At 60.1% G+C, this 18,505-nt stretch carries 16 protein-coding genes and 4 pseudogenes; 12 read left to right on the forward strand and 8 right to left on the reverse strand.

The genetic code is table 11. From position 1 onward, the window contains the following. The first annotated feature begins 6 nt into the window (after positions 1-6). The 7 genes from AQ610_RS21815 to AQ610_RS21845 all read left to right on the forward strand — a co-directional run bounded on the left by AQ610_RS21815 (position 7) and on the right by AQ610_RS21845 (position 6,762). Positions 7-891 (forward strand): ACP S-malonyltransferase, encoded by an 885-nt coding sequence (locus AQ610_RS21815; RefSeq protein ID WP_006028559.1) that lies wholly within the window; start codon positions 7-9, stop codon positions 889-891. A 49-nt stretch (positions 892-940) separates the two neighbouring features. Then, a complete protein-coding gene (locus AQ610_RS21820; protein WP_006028560.1) occupies positions 941-2,200 on the forward strand; it encodes a hydroxymethylglutaryl-CoA synthase family protein in 1,260 nt (419 codons plus the stop codon). Next, on the forward strand, positions 2,188-2,973 hold the full coding sequence (locus tag AQ610_RS21825) for an enoyl-CoA hydratase/isomerase (protein WP_015602714.1): 786 nt from the start codon (positions 2,188-2,190) through the stop codon (positions 2,971-2,973). Before AQ610_RS21820 ends, AQ610_RS21825 begins: the two co-directional genes overlap by 13 nt. A 54-nt stretch (positions 2,974-3,027) precedes the next feature. Beyond that, positions 3,028-3,267, forward strand: coding sequence for an acyl carrier protein (locus tag AQ610_RS21830; RefSeq protein ID WP_009916223.1), 240 nt, complete (start codon positions 3,028-3,030; stop codon positions 3,265-3,267). Beyond that, entirely contained in the window at positions 3,254-4,522 is a 1,269-nt protein-coding gene (locus AQ610_RS21835) for a beta-ketoacyl synthase N-terminal-like domain-containing protein (RefSeq protein WP_006028563.1), read from the forward strand. The genes AQ610_RS21830 and AQ610_RS21835 overlap by 14 nt, the downstream gene beginning before the upstream one ends. A 5-nt stretch (positions 4,523-4,527) precedes the next feature. Further along, positions 4,528-5,706, forward strand: a complete 1,179-nt coding sequence (gene fabD / locus AQ610_RS21840; protein WP_043283104.1) for an ACP S-malonyltransferase — start codon at positions 4,528-4,530, stop codon at positions 5,704-5,706. An 87-nt stretch (positions 5,707-5,793) separates the two neighbouring features. Then, complete coding sequence (locus AQ610_RS21845) at positions 5,794-6,762, forward strand: acyltransferase domain-containing protein (protein ID WP_043283067.1); 969 nt, start codon at positions 5,794-5,796, stop codon at positions 6,760-6,762. 49 nt (positions 6,763-6,811) lie between these two features. On the opposite strand, the pseudogene AQ610_RS36320 reads toward AQ610_RS21845, so the two are convergent. The 4 genes and pseudogenes from AQ610_RS36320 to AQ610_RS21860 all read right to left on the reverse strand — a co-directional run. Continuing rightward, positions 6,812-6,976, reverse strand: a pseudogene (locus AQ610_RS36320) (IS110 family transposase); the annotation flags it as partial. Positions 6,977-7,373: 397 nt separating this feature from the next. Then, a complete protein-coding gene (locus AQ610_RS21850) occupies positions 7,374-8,822 on the reverse strand; it encodes a cytochrome P450 (protein ID WP_043283072.1) in 1,449 nt (482 codons plus the stop codon). A gap of 656 nt (positions 8,823-9,478) precedes the next feature. Next, the gene (locus AQ610_RS21855; RefSeq protein ID WP_197417886.1) at positions 9,479-9,916 is read right to left on the reverse strand and encodes a lipocalin-like domain-containing protein; all 438 of its coding nucleotides are present in this window, start codon (positions 9,914-9,916) and stop codon (positions 9,479-9,481) included. Positions 9,917-10,061: 145 nt separating this feature from the next. Then, complete coding sequence (locus tag AQ610_RS21860) at positions 10,062-11,087, reverse strand: TauD/TfdA family dioxygenase (RefSeq protein ID WP_009916225.1); 1,026 nt, start codon at positions 11,085-11,087, stop codon at positions 10,062-10,064. A 1,088-nt stretch (positions 11,088-12,175) separates the two neighbouring features. Here AQ610_RS21860 and trpC point away from each other — a divergent pair. From trpC to AQ610_RS21875, 3 genes are all read left to right on the forward strand, one after another. Further along, a complete protein-coding gene (gene trpC / locus AQ610_RS21865; protein ID WP_006028568.1) occupies positions 12,176-12,961 on the forward strand; it encodes an indole-3-glycerol phosphate synthase TrpC in 786 nt (261 codons plus the stop codon). A gap of 291 nt (positions 12,962-13,252) precedes the next feature. Next, positions 13,253-15,286: a patatin-like phospholipase family protein gene (locus AQ610_RS21870; RefSeq protein WP_043283073.1), complete on the forward strand. Its 2,034-nt coding sequence runs from the start codon at positions 13,253-13,255 to the stop codon at positions 15,284-15,286. Between the two features lie 32 nt (positions 15,287-15,318). Then, entirely contained in the window at positions 15,319-15,681 is a 363-nt protein-coding gene (locus AQ610_RS21875) for a hypothetical protein (RefSeq protein WP_009916227.1), read from the forward strand. A gap of 151 nt (positions 15,682-15,832) precedes the next feature. Here the strand turns inward: AQ610_RS21875 and AQ610_RS36325 are convergent. From AQ610_RS36325 to AQ610_RS34475, 3 pseudogenes are all read right to left on the reverse strand, one after another. After that, positions 15,833-16,081: pseudogene (locus AQ610_RS36325) on the reverse strand (IS110-like element ISCARN26 family transposase); the annotation flags it as partial. Between the two features lie 104 nt (positions 16,082-16,185). Then, positions 16,186-16,485 (reverse strand): annotated as a pseudogene (locus tag AQ610_RS21885) (transposase); the annotation flags it as partial. A gap of 193 nt (positions 16,486-16,678) precedes the next feature. Then, positions 16,679-16,975 (reverse strand): annotated as a pseudogene (locus AQ610_RS34475) (IS630 family transposase); the annotation flags it as partial. 98 nt (positions 16,976-17,073) lie between these two features. Here AQ610_RS34475 and AQ610_RS21890 point away from each other — a divergent pair. Beyond that, positions 17,074-17,322, forward strand: coding sequence for a type 2 periplasmic-binding domain-containing protein (locus AQ610_RS21890; RefSeq protein ID WP_144411852.1), 249 nt, complete (start codon positions 17,074-17,076; stop codon positions 17,320-17,322). Between the two features lie 43 nt (positions 17,323-17,365). On the opposite strand, the gene AQ610_RS21895 is transcribed toward AQ610_RS21890, so the two are convergent. Next, positions 17,366-17,998 (reverse strand): VUT family protein, encoded by a 633-nt coding sequence (locus AQ610_RS21895; RefSeq protein WP_006028572.1) that lies wholly within the window; start codon positions 17,996-17,998, stop codon positions 17,366-17,368. Between AQ610_RS21895 and AQ610_RS21900 the strand changes: the two genes are divergently transcribed. Continuing rightward, positions 17,997-18,470, forward strand: a complete 474-nt coding sequence (locus AQ610_RS21900; RefSeq protein WP_006028573.1) for a hypothetical protein — start codon at positions 17,997-17,999, stop codon at positions 18,468-18,470. The two genes, AQ610_RS21895 and AQ610_RS21900, sit on opposite strands and share 2 nt — an antisense overlap. Positions 18,471-18,505 lie beyond the last annotated feature (35 nt).

Consider the following 18,505-nt stretch of genomic DNA (forward strand, 5'->3'; position numbering starts at 1 on the left):
CTTCACATGAGAAAAGTCTTTCTGTTCCCCGGACAAGGCGCTCAGCGCCGCGGCATGGGGCGCGAGCTGTTCGACGCATATCCGGCGCTGACGGCGCGTGCGAGCGAGCAGCTCGGCTACGACGTTGCCGAGCTGTGCACGCACGATCCGCGTCGCGAGCTCGGCGACACGCGCTTCACGCAGCCGGCGCTGTATGTCGTCAGTTGCCTGTCGTATCTGAACAGGATCGACGCCGGCGAGGCCTCGCCCGACGTCGTCGCCGGACACAGCCTCGGCGAATACGCGGCGCTGTTCGCGGCTGGCGCATTCGATTTCGCCACCGGCCTCGCGATCGTCGCAAAGCGCGCCGCCCTGATGAGCGAGGCGCCGGGCGGCGCGATGGCCGCGGTGTCCGGCATCGATGAGCGTCGTGTCCGGGAAATATTGGACCATTACTGCGGCGAAATTCATGACAATGAGCCGGGGCCCGAGGTGGCCAACCTCAACCATCGCCTGCAATGCGTGATCTCGGGGGCGCGAGAGCAGCTCGCCGAACCGTTGCTCGCGCAACGGTTCGAGGCGGCAGGCGCGAGCTTCATTGCGCTCGATGTCGGCGGCGCGTTTCATTCCGTGCGCATGAAGGCGCTGGCCGCGCGTTTCGCCGATTTCCTGTCGGGCATCCGGTTGCGGCCGCTGCGGATGCGCGTCGTCTCGAACTGGACGGCGCGTGCCTATCCGGCTGGCGACTATCGGCCGGCAATGGTGAACCAGATGTTCAGTCCCGTGCGGTGGTACGAGTCGGTCTCCTGGCTGCTCGCGCGGGGCTATCGCGAATTTCACGAGGTCGGGCCGGGCGACGTGCTGAGCCGGCTCCAGCGCCACATCGAGCGCGAGCCGTTGCCGGGCGCGTGACGCGGCGGCACGGCACCGGATGAATCCCCAGAGAAGGCGAGAGAAGAACGTGAACATGGTCGGAATCGAAGCAATGAATCTGTACGCGGGCGTGGCCCGCCTCGACGTCACGGCCCTGGCCCGTCATCGCGGCCTCGACATGCGGCGTTTCGAGAATCTGCTGATGAAGGAGAAGACGGTTGCGCTGCCGTACGAGGACCCGGTGACGTTCGCGGTCAATGCCGCGAAGCCGATCGTCGACGCGCTGACGCAGCAGGAGCGCGACCAGATCCGGATGTTGATCACCTGCACGGAATCGGGCTTCGATTTCAGCAAATCGATGAGCACGTATTGTCACGACCTGCTCGGGTTGGGCCGCCACTGCCGGATGTTCGAGATCAAGGGGGCCTGCTATTCGGGCACGGCGGGCCTGGAGACGGCGATCAACTTCGTGCTGTCGCGAACGCGTCCCGGCGGCAAGGCGCTGGTGCTGGCGACCGACGTGTCGCGCTTCATGGTCGAGGATCGCGGCGACGCGCTGTCGGCGGATTGGTCGTTCTCCGAACCGAGCGGCGGCTCCGGCGCCGTCGCGATGCTGGTCAGCGACCAGCCGCACGTGTTCCAGATCGATGCAGGCGCGAACGGCTGCTACGGCTACGAGGTGATGGACACCTGCCGTCCGGCGGCGGATGCCGACGCCGGCAATGCGGACCTTTCGCTGCTGTCCTACCTGACTTGCTGCGAGAACGCGTTCCTCGACTATCGCGAGCGCGTCGCTGACGCGGACTTTGCGGCGACATTCTCCTACCTCGCGTTCCACACACCGTTCGGCGGTATGGTCAAGGGCGCGCACCGCACGATGATGCGCAAGCTCGCGATGGCGAAGCCGCCTGCGATCGAGGCGGATTTCGAGCGACGCGTGGCGCCCGGACTCGCCTACTGCCAGCGTGTCGGCAACATCATGGGCGCGACCGCCGCGCTGTCGCTCGCGAGCACGATCCGCCACGGCGATTTCAGCGAGCCGCGCCGCGTCGGCGTGTTTTCTTACGGCTCCGGTTGCTGTTCCGAGTTCTTCAGCGGCGTCGCGACGCAGGATGGCGCGCGCCGGCTTGCCGAACTCGGGATCGGCGAGCATCTCGACCGGCGCTACAACATGACCCTGGACGAATACGAGACCGTGCTCGCGCGCAGTCGCGAGATCCGCTTCGGCACGCGCGATCTCGACGCCGATGCGACGCTGCTCCGGCAGGCGCGCGGCGTGCATCGCAGGCCGACGCTGTTCCTGAAGTCGATCCGCGACTTCCATCGGGAGTACGAATGGGTGAGCTGAGCGGGACCTGGCACAACCTGCGGGTCCGGCTCGACGACGGTATTTGCCGGATGCGGATCGAGCGGCCCGATACCGGCAACGCGATCGATGCGCGGCTCGTCGACGAAATGGGCGACGTGCTCGATCGCTGCGAGCCGGCGACGCGGATCGTCGTGATCGAGGGCCTGCCCGATGCATTCTGCGTCGGCGCCGATTTCGCGCAGCTCGATGCGCGCCGCGCCACGGACGAGGCGCCGACGGCACCGGACCCGGCGCCGCTCTATGATCTGTGGCGGCGGCTCGCGACCGGCCCGTTCGTCAGCATCGCGCACGTCGAGGGCCGGGCGAACGCGGGCGGTGTCGGCTTCGCGGCCGCCTGCGATGTCGTGCTCGCCGCGCGTACAGCGAGCTTCGGCCTGTCCGAGCTGCTGTTCGGGCTGATGCCGGCCTGTGTGCTGCCGTATCTGATCCGTCGCGTCGGCATCGCGAAGGCGCACTACATGACGCTGACGACTCAGCCCGTCGATGCCGCGCGCGCGTGCGAATGGGGGCTCGTCGACGTTTGCGAGGCCGACAGCGCCGATTCGCTGCGCCGCCATCTGTTGCGGCTTCGGCATCTGAAGAAGGACGCGATCGCGCGCTACAAGCGCTATGCGGCGTCCCTTGACGGCAGCCTTGCCGCCGCGCGCGCGCCGGCCATTGCGGCCAATCTCGAGGTTTTCCGCGACGCTGCCAACCTGCATGGCATTTCGCGTTTCGTGAACGCCGGCAAGCTGCCGTGGGAGCACGAATGATGCGCCGGCCGTGCCGGCGCGCAACAGGATATCAACCGACAGGAGAGCAGGGCCGTGAGTCAACAACGGATTCTGGAATTGATCGCGAAGCATACCCGGGAAGTCGTCCCGGGGCTGGAGGATCACGTATTCGCGCCGGGCGACTCGCTGCGCGATCTCGGCGCGAACTCGATCGACCGTGTCGACATCATCGTGATGACACTCGAGGCGCTGTCGCTTGACGTGCCGCTTGCCGCGATGGCGAATGCGCGGAACATCGGCGAACTCGCGGGCATCATCGATGCGAACGCCTGACGCTCCCGTCGTCAGCGGCATCGGTGTCGTTTCCGCGATCGGCCAGGGTCGCGCGGCGTTCCTCGACGCGTTGCTGGAAGGGCGGCACCGATTCGACGCGATGCGCCGGCGCGGCCGGCAATGGCAGCCCCACGGCGAGACCCCGGCCACCGCATTTCCGGGTGCGGAGATCGATGCGCTGGCAATCCCGGAGTCGATGCCGCGGGGCATGTTGCGCACGGCGTCGCTGTCGGCGCAGGCGGCGCTCGTCACGCTCGACGAGGCGTGGCGCGATGCGCGCCTCGACGATGTCGCGCCGGAGCGCATCGGCCTCGTGATTGGCGGCAGCAATGTGCAGCAGCGCGAGCTTGCGTTGCTGCACGACGCGTATCGCGATCGCATCGCGTTCCTGCGGCCGACCTACGCGATGTCGTTCATGGATACCGATCTGTGCGGCATCTGCACCGAGGCATTCGGCATTCGCGGTTTTGCGCAGACCGTGGGCTCGGCGTCCGCGAGCGGGCAGATGGCGGTGCTGCAGGCCATCGAGGCGGTGGGCTCGGGGCGCGTGGACGCCTGCATCGCGATCGGCGCGCTGATGGACCTGTCGTACTGGGAATGTCAGGGTTTCAGCTCGCTCGGCGCGATGGCGGCCGGCCCTTGCGCGACGCAGCCGGCGCTGGCGTGCCGGCCGTTCGACGCCGATCGCAACGGCTTTGTCTACGGCGAAGCCTGCGCGGCGCTCGTGATCGAGCGCGACGGTTCGCGGCCGCGTGACGGCGTCGAGCCGTACGCGCGGATCGCGGGCTGGAGCGTGGCGCTCGACGGCAACCGCAATCCCGATCCATCGCTGGAGGGCGAGGCCGCGGCGATCCGTGGCGCGCTCTCGTGCGCCGGCCTCGATGCGAGCGACATCGACTACGTGAATCCGCACGGCACCGGATCGGTGCTCGGCGACGTCATCGAATTGCAGGCGCTACGTGCTTGCGGGCTCGATCACGCGTGGCTGAACGCCACCAAGTCGATCGTCGGCCACGGACTGACCGCGGCTGGCGCAGTCGAGCTGGCCGCGGTGCTGCTGCAGATGCGGGCCGGGCGCCTGCATCCGACGCGCAATCTCGACAACCCGATCGATCCGGGCTTCCGGTGGGTACGGCAGGAGCCGGTGGCACACACGATCCGGCATGCACTGAACCTCAGCATCGGTTTCGGCGGTGTGAACACCGCCGTCTGCGTGAGCCGCCATGACGCGGGCGCCGATGTCTTCCAGGAGTGACGACGATGAAGATATTCATGTTTCCGGGGCAGGGATCGCAGGCGAAGGGCATGGGCGCCGCGCTGTTCGATCGCTTCGACGGTCTGGCTCGGCAGGCGAGCGACGTGCTCGGTTACTCGATCCGCGAGCTGTGTCTCGACGATCCGCGCGATGAGTTGAAGGACACGCGTTTCACGCAGCCAGCGCTCTATGTCGTGAATGCCTTGTCGTACTTCGCGCGCGTAGAGGACGGCGGGAGCGATCCCGACTTCGTGATGGGCCACAGCCTCGGCGAATTCAATGCGCTGCTCGCGGCCGGGTGCTTCGATTTCCTGACGGGCCTGAAACTGGTCCGCTACCGCGGCGAACTGATGGGGCGCGCCGCAAACGGCGCGATGGCCGCGATCGTCAATGCCGACCAAGCGAGCATCGAACGCATGCTCGCCGAGAACGGACTGACGCAACTGAGTCTCGCGAACTACAACACGCCCTCGCAGATCGTGATCTCGGGCGCGGCCGCCGAGATGACGAAGGCCCGGCCGCTGTTCAGCCAAGGGCGCATGCGCTTTTATCCGCTCGCCACGAGTGGCGCGTTTCATTCACCGTTCATGCGTGCGGCGCGCGAGGAATTTGCGCGCTTCCTGCAATCGTTCCGATTCGCGGCGCCGCGCGTGCCGGTGATCTCCAACGTGACTGCGCGGCCCTACGAGCCCGACGGTATCGATGTGCGACTCGCCGGCCAGATCGACAGCGCGGTTCGCTGGTGTGACAGTGTCCAGTATCTGCTCGGCGTTGCCGAGCGGCGCGGCGAGCCGGCGGTATTCGAGGAACTCGGCCACGGCGAGGTGCTGGCCCGTCTCGTGCAGACCATCCGCGAGCAGACGCCTGCGGATCTGATTGCCGGCCTGGCCGGCGAGGCGGACGTAATGGCGATGACCGGCGAGAAGGAGGCGGAGGCGATGGTGGGCGCGGCCGCGCCTGCACGGCGCCCGGGCGCCGCGCTGACGGATTCGCGCAGCGCCGCGGAGAAAGTCGCGGACTGGAACCGTCATCATCCGGTCGGCACGCGCGTGAGCTCGACGCGGCCCGAATATCGCGACCTCGTTACGCGGACCGAGGCGGTGCTGCTGTTCAATCATCGCGCGGCGGTCTACATGAACGGCTATCACGGCTACTTCGATCTCGATGAGCTGACTGCCGTCTAATATTCGTACTACGTGCCGGCCGCCTGTTGCGCGCGCCGGTATCCCGATCGTTGAGCGGCCTTCAGGACGGAAGAAAGGTATAGACCGATGCCCCGACCGCGCGTTGTTTTCCTGTTTTCCGGGCAAGGCTCGCAATCTTTCCAGATGGCGCGCCCGCTCTACGAACGGCAGCCTCTGTTCCGTGAATGGATGGATCGGCTCGACGACGTCGCACGCGAGCTGGCCGGTGCGTCCGTGGTCTCGACGCTGTATTGCCGAAGCCGCGCGCAAACCGACGTGTTCGATCGCACGCTGTTCAGCCATCCTGCAATCTATATGGTCGAATACGCGCTGGCGCGCACGTTGATCGAGGCCGGCGTCGAACCCGATGCAGTGCTCGGCACGAGCCTCGGCACCTTCGCGGCCGCGGCCGTCGCCGGGTGCATCGATGCGCGCGACGCACTCGTCGCCGTGATTCGTCATGCCCAGGCTCTGGAAGCAAGCTGCGAGCACGGCAAGATGATCGCGGTGCTTGCCGGCCCACGGCTGTTCGACGAGGCCGGACTCGGCGCTCACGCTGAACTCGCGGCGCTGAATTTTGCCTCGCATTTCGTGGTGAGCGCGAGCCTGACCGGCGCATCCGAGGTGGAGCGCATTCTGCGTGCACGGGACATCGCCTATCAGTACCTGCCGGTTTCCTTCGCATTTCATTCGTGCTTCGTGCGCGCGGCTGAAATGCCGCTCGAAGCGGTGCTCGATACAATGGCCGTGGGCGCTGGGCGGCTGCCGGTGGTCTGCTGCGCGAGCGGAGAGATGGTTCAGCCCGTGCGCCGCGCGCATTTTCTCGCGGCGGTGCGCGATCCCATCCGCTTCGAGGCGGCGATCACCCGGCTCGAGGCCATCGGACCGTGTGATTACGTCGATGTCGGCCCTTCGGGCACGCTGGCCACTTTCGTCAAATATGCGGTGCCGGGTGCGGCGCCGCGTGCGCACCCGATCTTGACGTTGCTCGGGAACGACCTCGAGCAGCTTGCCGCCGTCGTTGCACGCTTCTCGGTGCGCGAGGCGATCCGCTAGGGTCCCTCCGCTGATTGGCGCGCAAAGTCCATGCCGCTCTATGCGGCTTGTCGGTCTTGGCTTCGCCGGCATGCAGATCGGCGATGCGACGCATGGCCTGTCCCGGCAGACGGGCGACGAGTACGCCTTCATTGCGGGCAACGGGCCACGGGAGCTGGCCTTTACCGACGACGACGAAGACATCGACGGCGATATGTTGTTGGGCTTCTTGCATCACAGTTTATGCAGAGTGAACGAATTGGCCTGCAACAACGGTGGCAAGTCTCGGCATCCACGTTACGGACGGCGCGGGATATCCCGGCCAAACCCCCTATCAGCGATCACCAGCCACCCACCAGGCCCGGTGACAACACCCCCTTATAAGGACCGCGACTGGGGGCGGGAATCATGTCGGACCTGGCTGGCCAAAGCACCGATTATCGGGGCGGGAAGATCGTAACGCGGGCACGGCACCGTCGAGCGCGTTCAGGAGGGGGCGCTGCGTGGTGATGCTGTGTCGGGCATCCTCATGCGCGACGCCTTCGACGTAGCCCACCGGCAACATGGGTTGCGTACGCGCGCGCACGATGCAGGCTCCTCTTGTCCACGCGACGTATGGGCAGCATGCCTGATCACAATCTCTCGACCTTCAACGCCACTTCGCCGGAGACACTACCCAAGGGATTCATGCAATGAACCGCATCGTAATCCTTGGCAAGACTGAACTTATACCGAGTCAGAACAATGCTCCAAAATACTTTCGCCTCAAGATTCGCCAAGGCGGCGCCGACACAAGTATGAACGCCGTGTCCGAAGGGGAGGTATTGGCCACGATGCCGTTGGTATTCCGCGCGCTCCGGCGAGAATCGCTCGGGGTCGAAGCGCTGTGGATGATCCCAAAGATCGGAATCCTGACCAAGCAGGCCGGTGAAATTGAAGACCAGCGTTCGAGGGGGAACGACGTAAGGGCCGACTTGACATTCGCCTAGGGAAACGCGGGGCGTGATGGCGGATACGGGATACATTCGAAGCGTTTCCTTCCAGACCTGGGTGGTTCGCTCCATGCCGTTGAAGTCCGCCAACGCCGCTTGCTCAGGTAGCCGCATGGATTCTGCTCGCAGGACCTCCTGCCAATGAGGATGCTTGGCAAGCAGATAGGCCATGCTGGTGATTCCCATCGTCGTCGTGTCGAACGCGGCGAAGACAATGTTGAGCATCAAATCAACCAGTTGGTCGTCGTCCAGGCCCCCCGTATCCTCCCTCGACTTGCACAGTTGACTGAACAGGTCCGTCCCTCCTTCGTCGCGGCGCTTTGGAATCAGGTCGTACATGATGCTGCTGAGCGTCGCGACCCCGTCCAAACCACGTCTCCATCGTTCGTTGAGGTGCCGATTCTTCAACACGACGGGAATCGCATTCCAGTAATCACGTGTGGCTCCTTCGAGACGTGCGGCTTCGCTCGAATCCTCAATGCCGAAGAAAAGGCGTGCTGCAAGTTGGGAAAAAATTTGACGGGCCTCCACTCGGAACGGCACTTCTCCATCGCGAGGCCACGCCTCGATATCCCGAGTGAATTCCTGCTGGATGATGGCCAAATAGCTAGCGAGCGCGCGATCGCTGAAAGCAGGCTGAACCAAAGTGCGCACCTGCCGGTGAGCATCGAAATCCAACGACATCAAGCGGCTCTTCTTCTTCAGGTCGATATCGAAACTGAGCCCTCGCGTCACTCTCTCTACCGCAAGTGCAGTCGACCAACATCGATCCCCGTTTTTTAATATTTGAGAAATGACCTCATGATCGACCACGCCGACGATCGAATACGGGCCGAGCTGATTGCGAAACACCTTGCCGTGAATATTTGCCTGATTCGCGAAAAACTGTAGCCCTTCGCGCTTATAGGCGAAGAGGGATTTCATTCCTGCAATGAATCCGCTGGTTCCGGGGATGCTCTTGGGTACTTTTGCCAAAGGAGGAAAGGCTTCAGGCCGCTCCGGGTTTTTGATGATGGCTGCAACTTGAGGATCTATGTTGAAGGGTCTGATCTTGGCCGCATCATATTCAACTTTGCTCATATCTCTCATTTGCGAACTCCATTGTTCGTGATTTAACCGATCTTCCGGCGACCCGCTTCAAGCTCGCGCTCTTGATGGAGTTCGCCCGTTTCGCCGCATCGACCGTCTCCGCCGGCCATCCTCAACGTCGGCTTCACCCGGCTGCTGCGCCTGCGCGTCAAACACCGCGGATCGAACGCCGGCCTCGTCTGCAAGTACGTCTTGCCCTTGAGGATCTGCCGATACGGCTTCCTGAACTACTGCACGACCATGTCCTTCTTCGACGGGGCAACGATATGCGGCAAGCCCGGCAGTCCTGCCGCATGGTGCGACGAGATTGCCTACCGCTTCCCGTGCCAAACCGCTCGAGCTCATTGCCACGCTCGATCGATCGCAGTCGCTCAATTTGGCCACGCGGGCTCGCGGAGGCGGCAAGTCGCCGTTCACGCGAAAGTCGGCGCAGGAAATCTTCCTTCAGTACAGGCGTCTTCGAACTCATCGGCCCCTTGTCTGGATTTGCACGATTTACGCGTCAATATGCTTGCGCCTTGCAATTGCCACTGTGCCGTTTCTGCCTCCCTGTCTTGCTTGGCGCATTGTTCACGTTCAGGCGCGACTCAACGCTCAAGTCGAGTTGTTTCAATAAAATAGCCGGAATTACCAGAACCTCCGTTCTCGGCCGTTGATCAGGTTTCGCGTATCCAAACCAGGCGGCTCGAGCCGGAGGTGGTTGCATTATCGAGAACGAGCTTGCCGTCGTCGCATTTCATATCCCGCAACAAATTCATTCCGGTAAAATCGGGGTAACTGGACAAATCCACGTGATGCAAGACGGTTTTCCCCTCTATGGAATATTTTCCGGAGTAGCTCAGGATTCCGGAATTTGCGCGAATCAATCGAATCATGCCGATCATTTTTTTTATGCTGAATATGTTTTTCCAAAATGCCTCCGGAATGAATTCGATATTTTTCCTTCCTCGGGCGATCATGATCACGGACATGTACCCGGTGTCCGTATAGATGATGCGTCCCATCGGGCTGCGCCCCATCGGGTAGGTGATTCGACCATTCGCCAACCTAAATTCGCTTGCCTCCAGTGACCAAGTTCCGGTCAACTCATTCATGATTTTCTCGCATCGAAAAATTGACTGGATGGTGAAGCTAGTCAAAGTGATGATTGTCCGGTTTGGTCGTCGATAATCGGATGCGATGGCGCCGATGCAATTTATCCAGTCATCGACGATCCAACCGGGATCGTGCCTGAAACATTCAGGAGTTGTGTGCCTCCAACTGCGCCATTGTCATGGAAGTACGGAACGAGCCGAGAATCGTGCGCGTACCGATGCACGCACGGCGGCCATGCGATGCGCGCATGTTGTCGATATAGAGAATGTCGGATTTTTCCCATTCCACATGATATTCACGCTGCTCGTAAGCATGAAGCAAATGCCGTATTACATCGTCGGGAATTGGAGCGCCGTTTCCGTATAAGGCCGTCTGCCATATTTCATCTTGCGAGCGCGGAGGCGGGGCGTTCGGGTACGCCCGCTTGACCAAATCCCACCAACTCGCTGGATGGCAGACGCAAACCGAACTAAAGAAGCTTTCTTCCTGGGTGATGGGGTGACGCCTGACGGCCGTGGCATGCTGGAGAATCTGCAGGTGATCATCGCTGATCCAGATCGGTTCGATCTTCCGCTCCGCGCATATCTCGTTTACTCTGGTCCGGTCGCTCGTTCCAAAAGTATCTTCTATCGACTTGTACGGCATGTGTTTAGGGAAGTTCCGTACATACCGGATGCCAAATTTCAGGAACGGCTCCAGGATCGACGGAGCCATGTCGCGTAAGAATTGGCGGGAATCGCATACGGACGTCGTTCCGCCCGTGCCTGGTGCGGGCGGTTGTTCGCAGAAGAAGAGAACATGCATCGGCCAGTAAAAGTTATAGGCCATCTCATTGTGCTGCGGCAATGCCATGGAACCGGGTACGTCTATCGTGAAGACATTGGCGTCGACGGACGTATGCGGTCCGCTCCCGGCGGTGTAATCGAATTCGGACGGCTCGAGCAATTCCGCGATCGAGCCAAATGCTTTCCGGTCGCAATCCAGCCCGCGAATCAACACGACGCCATAGCGCAGAAGTGCTTCGCGCAGCAATTGACGGTGTTTCGTGACCCACGCGACCGCGGGCGGGCTGGAAGCCGCGTGAACGCGAAGGAGGAATTCCTGCTCGGGGAAGAGGAGTTCCGCCTGAAAATCCTCTATAGATCTAAGTCGGTCTAAAAGAGCTGTCATGAAATGATTCCAGCAAGTTGGATTTCGGTTCCGCCGATGGAAAGTGGGCAGCCGTTCTCTCCAAGGAAACATGGATTTACTCGATTCGGCAGTAATCCATGACGCGCCGAGAGGTTCGCAGATGTGAGCTTTCGGAGTGGAGCGTGCGAGTAAAGCGAGACGTGCCGACCAGCGCCGCGCTCATGGACTTTCAGCTACCGGTCGCTCTTGCCAGGCAGTGTCGTGTTCCGAACACCTTGGTTCACGAGACCGCGCTTCCGAAGGAATGGCCTGCAAAGAGTCGACGCCGAATCGGGCAATGTAATGCGCGACACAGAGCCTCGATCGAGAATGCGAGACAGGTTTTCGGAATGTGCACGCTGGCGAACCTGTCGGTTATGCGGAATTTGCCGTGGTCGATTCATGGGAGCAATTCGTCGTGCACATGAAAAGCGCTGCGTTATCAAGCGTGTTTACGAAGAAAGTTCATCGAAGCGGACGCTGCTTCACTCTTGCATTCCTACGATTCAATGCCATTTCGTCTTCAACGTGGGCAATGCCAATCGATTAACGTTTACGTGGGGCTGGTCAGTAGTCGGCGGCGTTTTGGTGTACTGAGAACAATAGTCGTCTGAAAGCAGTTTGTATGCACTGAATATCCGGTACAACGCGCGGATTTGACGGGTGGGCGAGGCATTCCTTCAATGCAAGTGGGAGATTGTCCGGCGATGCGTCGAGCGTGCCGCCGCTCAGCATGCCGTGCTACGGGCCGGCGAGGTCGCGCAGGGTAAGCGGCGCGTCGGGGCGGTTGTCGTGATCGGCCTCAGCGTCGGACCGATCCTTGAAAAACCATTGCGACGAAGATTCCGGCAAGCCTGATTGCGCTCTGGCAGCGAATCAGCATCCGATCGCCGATGCGAGGAATCATTCATCCATGAAAACCCGGATGCAACGAAGCATACAATTACATTACAGTGGCAAATAAATATCCTTCCAATTGCACCTTTCGAGACGGCGCTGCCGCCAGCATGATCGTCTGACCGGTTCATGTGTGCAATCTGCTCCTGCGGTCTCTATAACCTTGTTTTATGAATTGTGGAGAAACTCAAATGAGCGATATTCTCGAACGCATCATCGCGGTCAAGCGCGAAGAAGTCGCAGCGGCCATGCGCAGTACGCCAGTCGAGGCGCTAAAACGGGAAGCCTCCACATGTGATTTGCGCGATTTCGTTGGGGCGTTGCGTTCGAAGCACGCGACCGGCGACGCGGCCGTCATCGCGGAAATCAAAAAGGCGAGTCCGTCGAAGGGCGTGCTGCGCGAGCATTTTGCGCCAGCCGACATCGCCCTCTCGTATGCGTTGCACGGAGCCGCGTGCCTATCCGTGCTGACCGATGAGCAATTTTTCCAAGGTGGAGTCCGCTATCTCAAGGAGGCGCGTTCCGCTTGTACGCTGCCCGTGTTGCGCAAAGACTTTATCATTGACGCGTACCAGATCATCGAAGCTCGTGCGATGGGGGCGGACGCGATCTTGCTGATTACCGCAGCGCTCGACACGTCACAGATGCAGGATCTCGAGGCGTATGCGCACTCGCTCGGGCTTGCAGTGCTGGTTGAAGTGCACGATAGCCATGAGATGGAGCAGGCGCTGACGCTGAAGACGCCACTTCTCGGCATCAACAATCGCAACTTGCGCACGTTTGAGACGACGATCCAGACGACTCTTGACATGCTCGACATGATTCCGCAGGACCGGATTGTCGTTACTGAATCGGGCATCTTGTCGAGGACCAGCGTCGAAACAATGCGCGCCGCGAACGTGAACACGTTTCTCGTCGGCGAGGCGTTCATGCGCGCGGAGCATCCGGGAGCCGAACTTGCACGATTGTTCTTCTGATGGTGATCGAGTATTTGCGTCAGCGGAATTGTTCGCGGTTGAGATAGACAACCCGCTCTGTCGATGGTGGAACCCCGCGGCTTCGACACCCGGTTGCTTGATCGTCCGCGGAAACAGAATGATCTTGGTCGACATTCTGCTGAATCGGCTACTATTAGGTTTGCCGATTCAGTCGGCCGCCAAATTATCGGTTTGAGATTGAAAGAAACAAAAAATCACTGAAATTTCAGTAATTATCAAAACGAATTTGGAAGCATTATTGACTCTGTTCAGTGAAACAGGAGTAAGTCGATGCCGATCAATAGACGGATTTTGATGGCTGGCCAGGTTCGCGAATCAAAGCCATTATCTCCAATCGCAGGTGCCGCGCCTGGCGTACATATTAATACCGAGTCGAACTTGCTCGCAGATGCTGCGAAAATAGCCGCCGGAATCGGGTTGAAGTTTAACGTGCAGGCAGGGCGAGCTGCCACGTCCGCATCAGCATACGTGCCATTGGCTCAGAACGTGGGGCCGCGCAATTTGACATTGGAAAAAAATCAGGATGGCAAAGCACGAATTTCGCTGAACTATCCGGAAATAGAAAATCTTGTATTGAGTGGTGGAGGTGCAAAGGGAGCTGCGTATCCCGGCGCGGTAGTCGCGCTTGAGGCCCAAGGGGTCATGTCGAAAATTAGGTCAATCTCGGGATCGTCAGCCGGCGCCATTACTGCCGCCCTACTTGCATCTGGTATTTCCAGCGAACATTTCACTAAACTATCCAATAGTGTTGATTTTGTGGATTTGCTTCGGCAGCGGGCTGGCCCGCCGGCATTCCAGATTGGCAGACACGTTGCGGAGGAGATTCTGCGCGATACAAGCAAGCGTATCGGCGAGAAAACAGGGATCGGCAAGAATGTAGGAGACACGCTCACGATTTTGATGAATGCACAAACACGTGCACCTGCGCTGGAAAATCTGATCCGCGAAGAATCACGCGCGAGCGTGATGGCACATTTATCAGGTCTTGATCTGAAAAAATGTGGTGAACAGAAAGCCGCCATCGAAGCAATTCGCTTCCGGCTCGAGGCAGGTGGGGCGGTGACGTTTGGGGATCTTCATACGTTGAGTCCACATATTCCAGCTATCAAGGAGTTGAGTTGCACGGGGACGATGATGGAGAAGAATCGTCCTCAGATCGCGATTTTTTCAGCGGAAACTACGCCGGAAATGGATATTGCAAAAGCGGCTCTCATTTCTAGCTCCTTACCCTTCGTTTTTGCGCAACAGACGCATAGTTCGGCCTTTGGCACCGCGCGCTATCAGGATGGTGGGATCATGTTCAATGTCCCCGCGCCGGCCCTTGTCAATCATGAATCCGCTAGCCGGGCGCTGCCGCACCCGAATGCATTGATTTTGATGTTCAGCGCGGTGCCGGACAAGCCGATCGCGCCTTCCGGCCTATCGGACGTCATCGCGGACTGGCTGACCGGTGCACCGATGTCAGCATTAAATTCGTTGCAAATGCGCGGCTTAGGTGATTTGCGTGAGCAGATTGTGCAAGTGCCATTAAAAAACGAGCGTGGCGACTTCTCGGGATTGATGAGCGGGACGCTGAACTTTGGCATGTCGATAGACGACAAGCGAGCGATGCAGCGCGACTTACAGTCGAAGGTTGAAGAGCACATTGCTCTACGCGGTCAGCAGAAAATCACCATGGAATTCCTGTCCACGGATGCCGCTATGTTGGCACTTGCCGATAGTGAATTTCACACATTACACGATGATCATCCACACTTGACAGCGAATCTGCATAGATTTCGTACTCGTGCGAACGAGATGCTTGGCGATCTCTCGAATTCAATTGCCGGGATGGAGCGTCTTGCACCGGATAGGCTGGCTTTGCTCGTTCAACGACTCGACGAATTGACCGAAGGCGATGCTGATAGGGCGACATATTTGGCGAGGAAAATGTTGGACCCGCAACAGCCCAAATCGCTCGCACGCATCACCGATGCGATTCGCGGCGCGGAGACAAATTCACCGACATTGCGTGCGGTACAGGCGCTGAACGAGAAGCAGGATACAGTCAACGCATCGCGTAGAGCAATCTCGGACATTATCTATCGTGCACGCTTCAAGTATGGTCAAACAGCGGCCAACCACGCATTACTCAATTTAACGGAGGATCGACTCAACAAAGCATCAACGCGTAAAGAGTATAACGAAGCGTTGTCAAATTTGGCGGCGAATTACAAACCGCGAATCAGTGTTTTATCTGAATCTATTTCTTCGAAAACTATCGATGACGCCAAGGCGTATCGCATTCCAGACAGGCGAGTGTGAGTTTGGTCGGCGAATGGAGAAAGGAGACCTTGATGTTTGATTACCAGACTTGGGTCGAGAGTTGGCTCAGTGAGATGCGCGTTCAAGTGTCTGATTCTACCCTGATCACACTTACTATTGACGAACACCCCTTTCTGCTCAAGCAAATGAACGATGTTTATCTGATGGCGGTTGGTATCGGTCCAGTGCCACCTTCGTTGAACCAGGGGCAGGCACTACTACTGCTGAACCTCAATGCGTTCAATGCTAGGACACAGCCGTTGCAGGTAGGAATCGTCAATGGAGGGGACCTCGTGGCATGGCTTCGCGAGCCTTGGGCGACGGCTGATCTTTCTAGCCGTTATAGTTTGATGATGCAGACGGCGGCCGATCTGCGAAAAGAACTATCGATGTGAAGTGGAGCAGCCCCCTGAAACACCGGACATAGCCTCTCACTTAAACTAGCGGGTAGGCATAAGACTGTGTTTTTGACTAACACCAGGCAGGAAGTGATGGAAGTGTTGACGGGCCCGGAGCGCCCGCCGGCGATGCGCCTCCGACCTCTGATTGACAGGAAATGGCATCAAGCAACGCCTGGATGCTCGGGCGTGTGACCGGCCGAGCCAGGCGCTGACGCTCGGAGAGTCGCATGGCCACAAGCTGGCATCGCCGGGTGACCAGAGCCGCCAGATCCTGCTGCGCGGGATCGCTGAGCGGTCGCACGAAGCGCTCGTAGTCGGGACGTTGGGCCAGTACGGCAGCGAACTCGGCGAGGGTGGTTGCATCGATGTGGTCGGTCTTGGCTACGCGCTGCATCTGTATTAGCCGGGACTCGATCTGACAGGTAGTCGGACCGACAAAGAACGAGTCTTTAATGGGGGATGAGTTTCTCCTTGGCGAGTTCGAGCGAATCGAGGAAAGTACGCAATCGCCTTCTCCATCACCGCCGTATCGACAATCATCCGCTTCAGGCTCGAAGTTTTGATGACGTTTGCACGTTTGGCCGCTTCGGTCGTCTCGGCCAACAGTTCTTCTACGCCGGCTTCGCCCAGTCGCTTGCGCCGGCGCGTCAGGCTCGAAGGATCGATCGGCGGCTTCGTTTGCAAGTACGTCTCGCCGGCGAACACTTGCCAGTATGGATTCTCTAACCATTGCCAAATGATCTCTTCGTCCGACAGGTCGAACGCATGTCGCGAGTAGAGCAGCCCGGCGATCTTCCTCTGGTGCTGGCGTCTTCGGATCCACTCATACATCATCAGGATTTCCAGGATTCACGTATCAATATGCTTGCTCCCTGCAAATTCAACAACACCGTTTCGATCTGGCAGCCTCGCTGCATAAATCTTTCAGAACTGTTCAGGGCCGGCTAATGAGGCAGGGCTGCACCGCGATAGAGGAAGAATGATTGCCGAGTTTGCGGAGGGCGGTTTCGACGGCAATCGTGCGCACGCTCCAGTGAGTGGATCCATCTGCCGGCTTCGTGTGCAGGGTCTTGTGAATCAGTTGAGCCAGCCGCTCATCGTCGATCGTGCGTGGCTTGCCGGGACGTTGTGCGATTGCGCTGTTGGATTCGCCGTCAGCAGCCGCCAGCACGATGCGCGCCCGCGCGACCAGCGCAGCCGAAATTGAACGAGAACGTGCTATCGACATCAGTTGCGAGCGTTCGTCTTCGCTCAGCACCAGTTCCGCCTTCGGTCGTTCCATTGGCATGTTGACGTCTCCTGTTCCGTTGACGTCAACATGCTACGCGAACATTTTTCAGTTAACAACGGAACAGGACACTAGCACGTGTCGTAATCGATCTTTGCATGAAGCGCGGTTTCGTGCCAACAGCTTCACGGATCGTTTCTCCCAAAACGTCGATGCTGAATTTGGTCGCGGCTGGTTACGGGGTGGCGATTGTTCCGGAGCGGATGACGACGTTAGGCTTGAGCGATGTGTCCTTCGTACCGCTTTCTGATGAGGGCGCGAAATCGAGATGTGCACTGCTGTTATCCGTCGAACCGACTATCTTGGCGCAGACATTCGAGGATCTATTTGTGCGCGCGCAGAGCTGAGCGTCAGTGCAGCCGTGCCGCCTTCAGCTTACTCCTTCCCGCTTCAGTTGCTTTCGCATCCGGCGACACGGACATTGCGAAAGACAAGCCACGACCAGACAGCGCCGCCGGCGACCTTCGCGAGGAACTGCAGAAACGCGATTGTCGGGAATATCGTGCCGAACGCGATCAGAGGGAAGATGAGCGAATCCGCGGCGGCGCCGGCTATGTTGGCGCCGTTTGCGCGTGCGAGAACGGGATAACGGCGGGCAGCCTGGAATACGATTGCGCTGGCGACGGCCGCGGCACTGAATGCAGCGAGAGACGCCACCGCGATTACGCCCGACGCGGGATTGAGCAAATAGCTTGCGGCGCCCGCGCCTGCGATCAGCGCGAACATGCGTGCCCACAGCGCGCGCCCCCGCCAGTTGAGGTGCAGGCGATCACGGATCGCCAGATCGAGGCCGATCAGCAGGAAGGCGTTGATCGGCGTGGATGCCGGGCCGAAGTGCGCGACGCTCAGGTTCGCTGCGACGACAGCCGCGATGTAGATCAAGACGTACATGGTTCCTCTGCAGTAAAAGTCCTCGTTGCGCCGGCTCCGGAATGTTCGGCGGTGGCATTGCATCAGCGTGTCATGATGCTCGAGCATGAACTGCCGGTGCGCTAGGATAATCGTTCCCGCCATCTTGAGCATGCGTGCCTCGCACGTCTTCGCGGACCGCACGTTCCTCGTCGACGGCAAGGCCGTCCGGCGCGAGGGCGCGCTGAAGGGCGAGCTGAAGCTCGATCCGGGCGCGCGCATCGTGCTGGCCGAAGGCTCGACCGCGTTCCCGTCGCTGACGTTCGCGAACGACGGCGCACCGGACACCGGCCTGTTCCATATCGCCGACGGCCACTTCGGCGTGACGAGCAACGGCGTTCAGACCGTGCATTTCGCGCCGGAAGGAACGTACTTCGACAAACCGGCATTCGGCAGCCACCCGGACGCGAGCGACCGGTCGAATCGCTTTGCGACGACGCAATGGATCGCGAGCGAGCTCGCGTCGGCCACGGTCGGGCAGATTGTCTTCGAAATGCGCACGGCGGCGCGCGCCTGTACCGCATCGGCACCGGCGCGCCCGCCGAGATCACGCAGGCGGGCATCACGCCCGAGGACGCGGGCCTGACGCCGCCGCCGCGGCTGTCGGACGAATACGTGTGG

The sequence above is a fragment of the Burkholderia humptydooensis genome (assembly GCF_001513745.1).
GTDB lineage: Bacteria > Pseudomonadota > Gammaproteobacteria > Burkholderiales > Burkholderiaceae > Burkholderia > Burkholderia humptydooensis.

Coding starts and splice junctions, on each gene's coding strand:
- AQ610_RS21815 (WP_006028559.1), top strand. CDS start 7: ATGAGAAAAGTCTTTCTGTTCCCCGGACAAGGCGCTCAGCGCCGCGGC.
- AQ610_RS21825 (WP_015602714.1), top strand. CDS start 2,188: ATGGGTGAGCTGAGCGGGACCTGGCACAACCTGCGGGTCCGGCTCGAC.
- AQ610_RS21835 (WP_006028563.1), top strand. CDS start 3,254: ATGCGAACGCCTGACGCTCCCGTCGTCAGCGGCATCGGTGTCGTTTCC.
- fabD (WP_043283104.1), top strand. CDS start 4,528: ATGAAGATATTCATGTTTCCGGGGCAGGGATCGCAGGCGAAGGGCATG.
- AQ610_RS21845 (WP_043283067.1), top strand. CDS start 5,794: ATGCCCCGACCGCGCGTTGTTTTCCTGTTTTCCGGGCAAGGCTCGCAA.
- AQ610_RS21850 (WP_043283072.1), bottom strand. CDS start 8,822: ATGAGAGATATGAGCAAAGTTGAATATGATGCGGCCAAGATCAGACCC.
- AQ610_RS21855 (WP_197417886.1), bottom strand. CDS start 9,916: ATGAATGAGTTGACCGGAACTTGGTCACTGGAGGCAAGCGAATTTAGG.
- AQ610_RS21860 (WP_009916225.1), bottom strand. CDS start 11,087: ATGACAGCTCTTTTAGACCGACTTAGATCTATAGAGGATTTTCAGGCG.
- trpC (WP_006028568.1), top strand. CDS start 12,176: ATGAGCGATATTCTCGAACGCATCATCGCGGTCAAGCGCGAAGAAGTC.
- AQ610_RS21870 (WP_043283073.1), top strand. CDS start 13,253: ATGCCGATCAATAGACGGATTTTGATGGCTGGCCAGGTTCGCGAATCA.
- AQ610_RS21875 (WP_009916227.1), top strand. CDS start 15,319: ATGTTTGATTACCAGACTTGGGTCGAGAGTTGGCTCAGTGAGATGCGC.
- AQ610_RS21890 (WP_144411852.1), top strand. CDS start 17,074: ATGAAGCGCGGTTTCGTGCCAACAGCTTCACGGATCGTTTCTCCCAAA.
- AQ610_RS21900 (WP_006028573.1), top strand. CDS start 17,997: ATGCGTGCCTCGCACGTCTTCGCGGACCGCACGTTCCTCGTCGACGGC.
- AQ610_RS21895 (WP_006028572.1), bottom strand. CDS start 17,998: ATGCTCAAGATGGCGGGAACGATTATCCTAGCGCACCGGCAGTTCATG.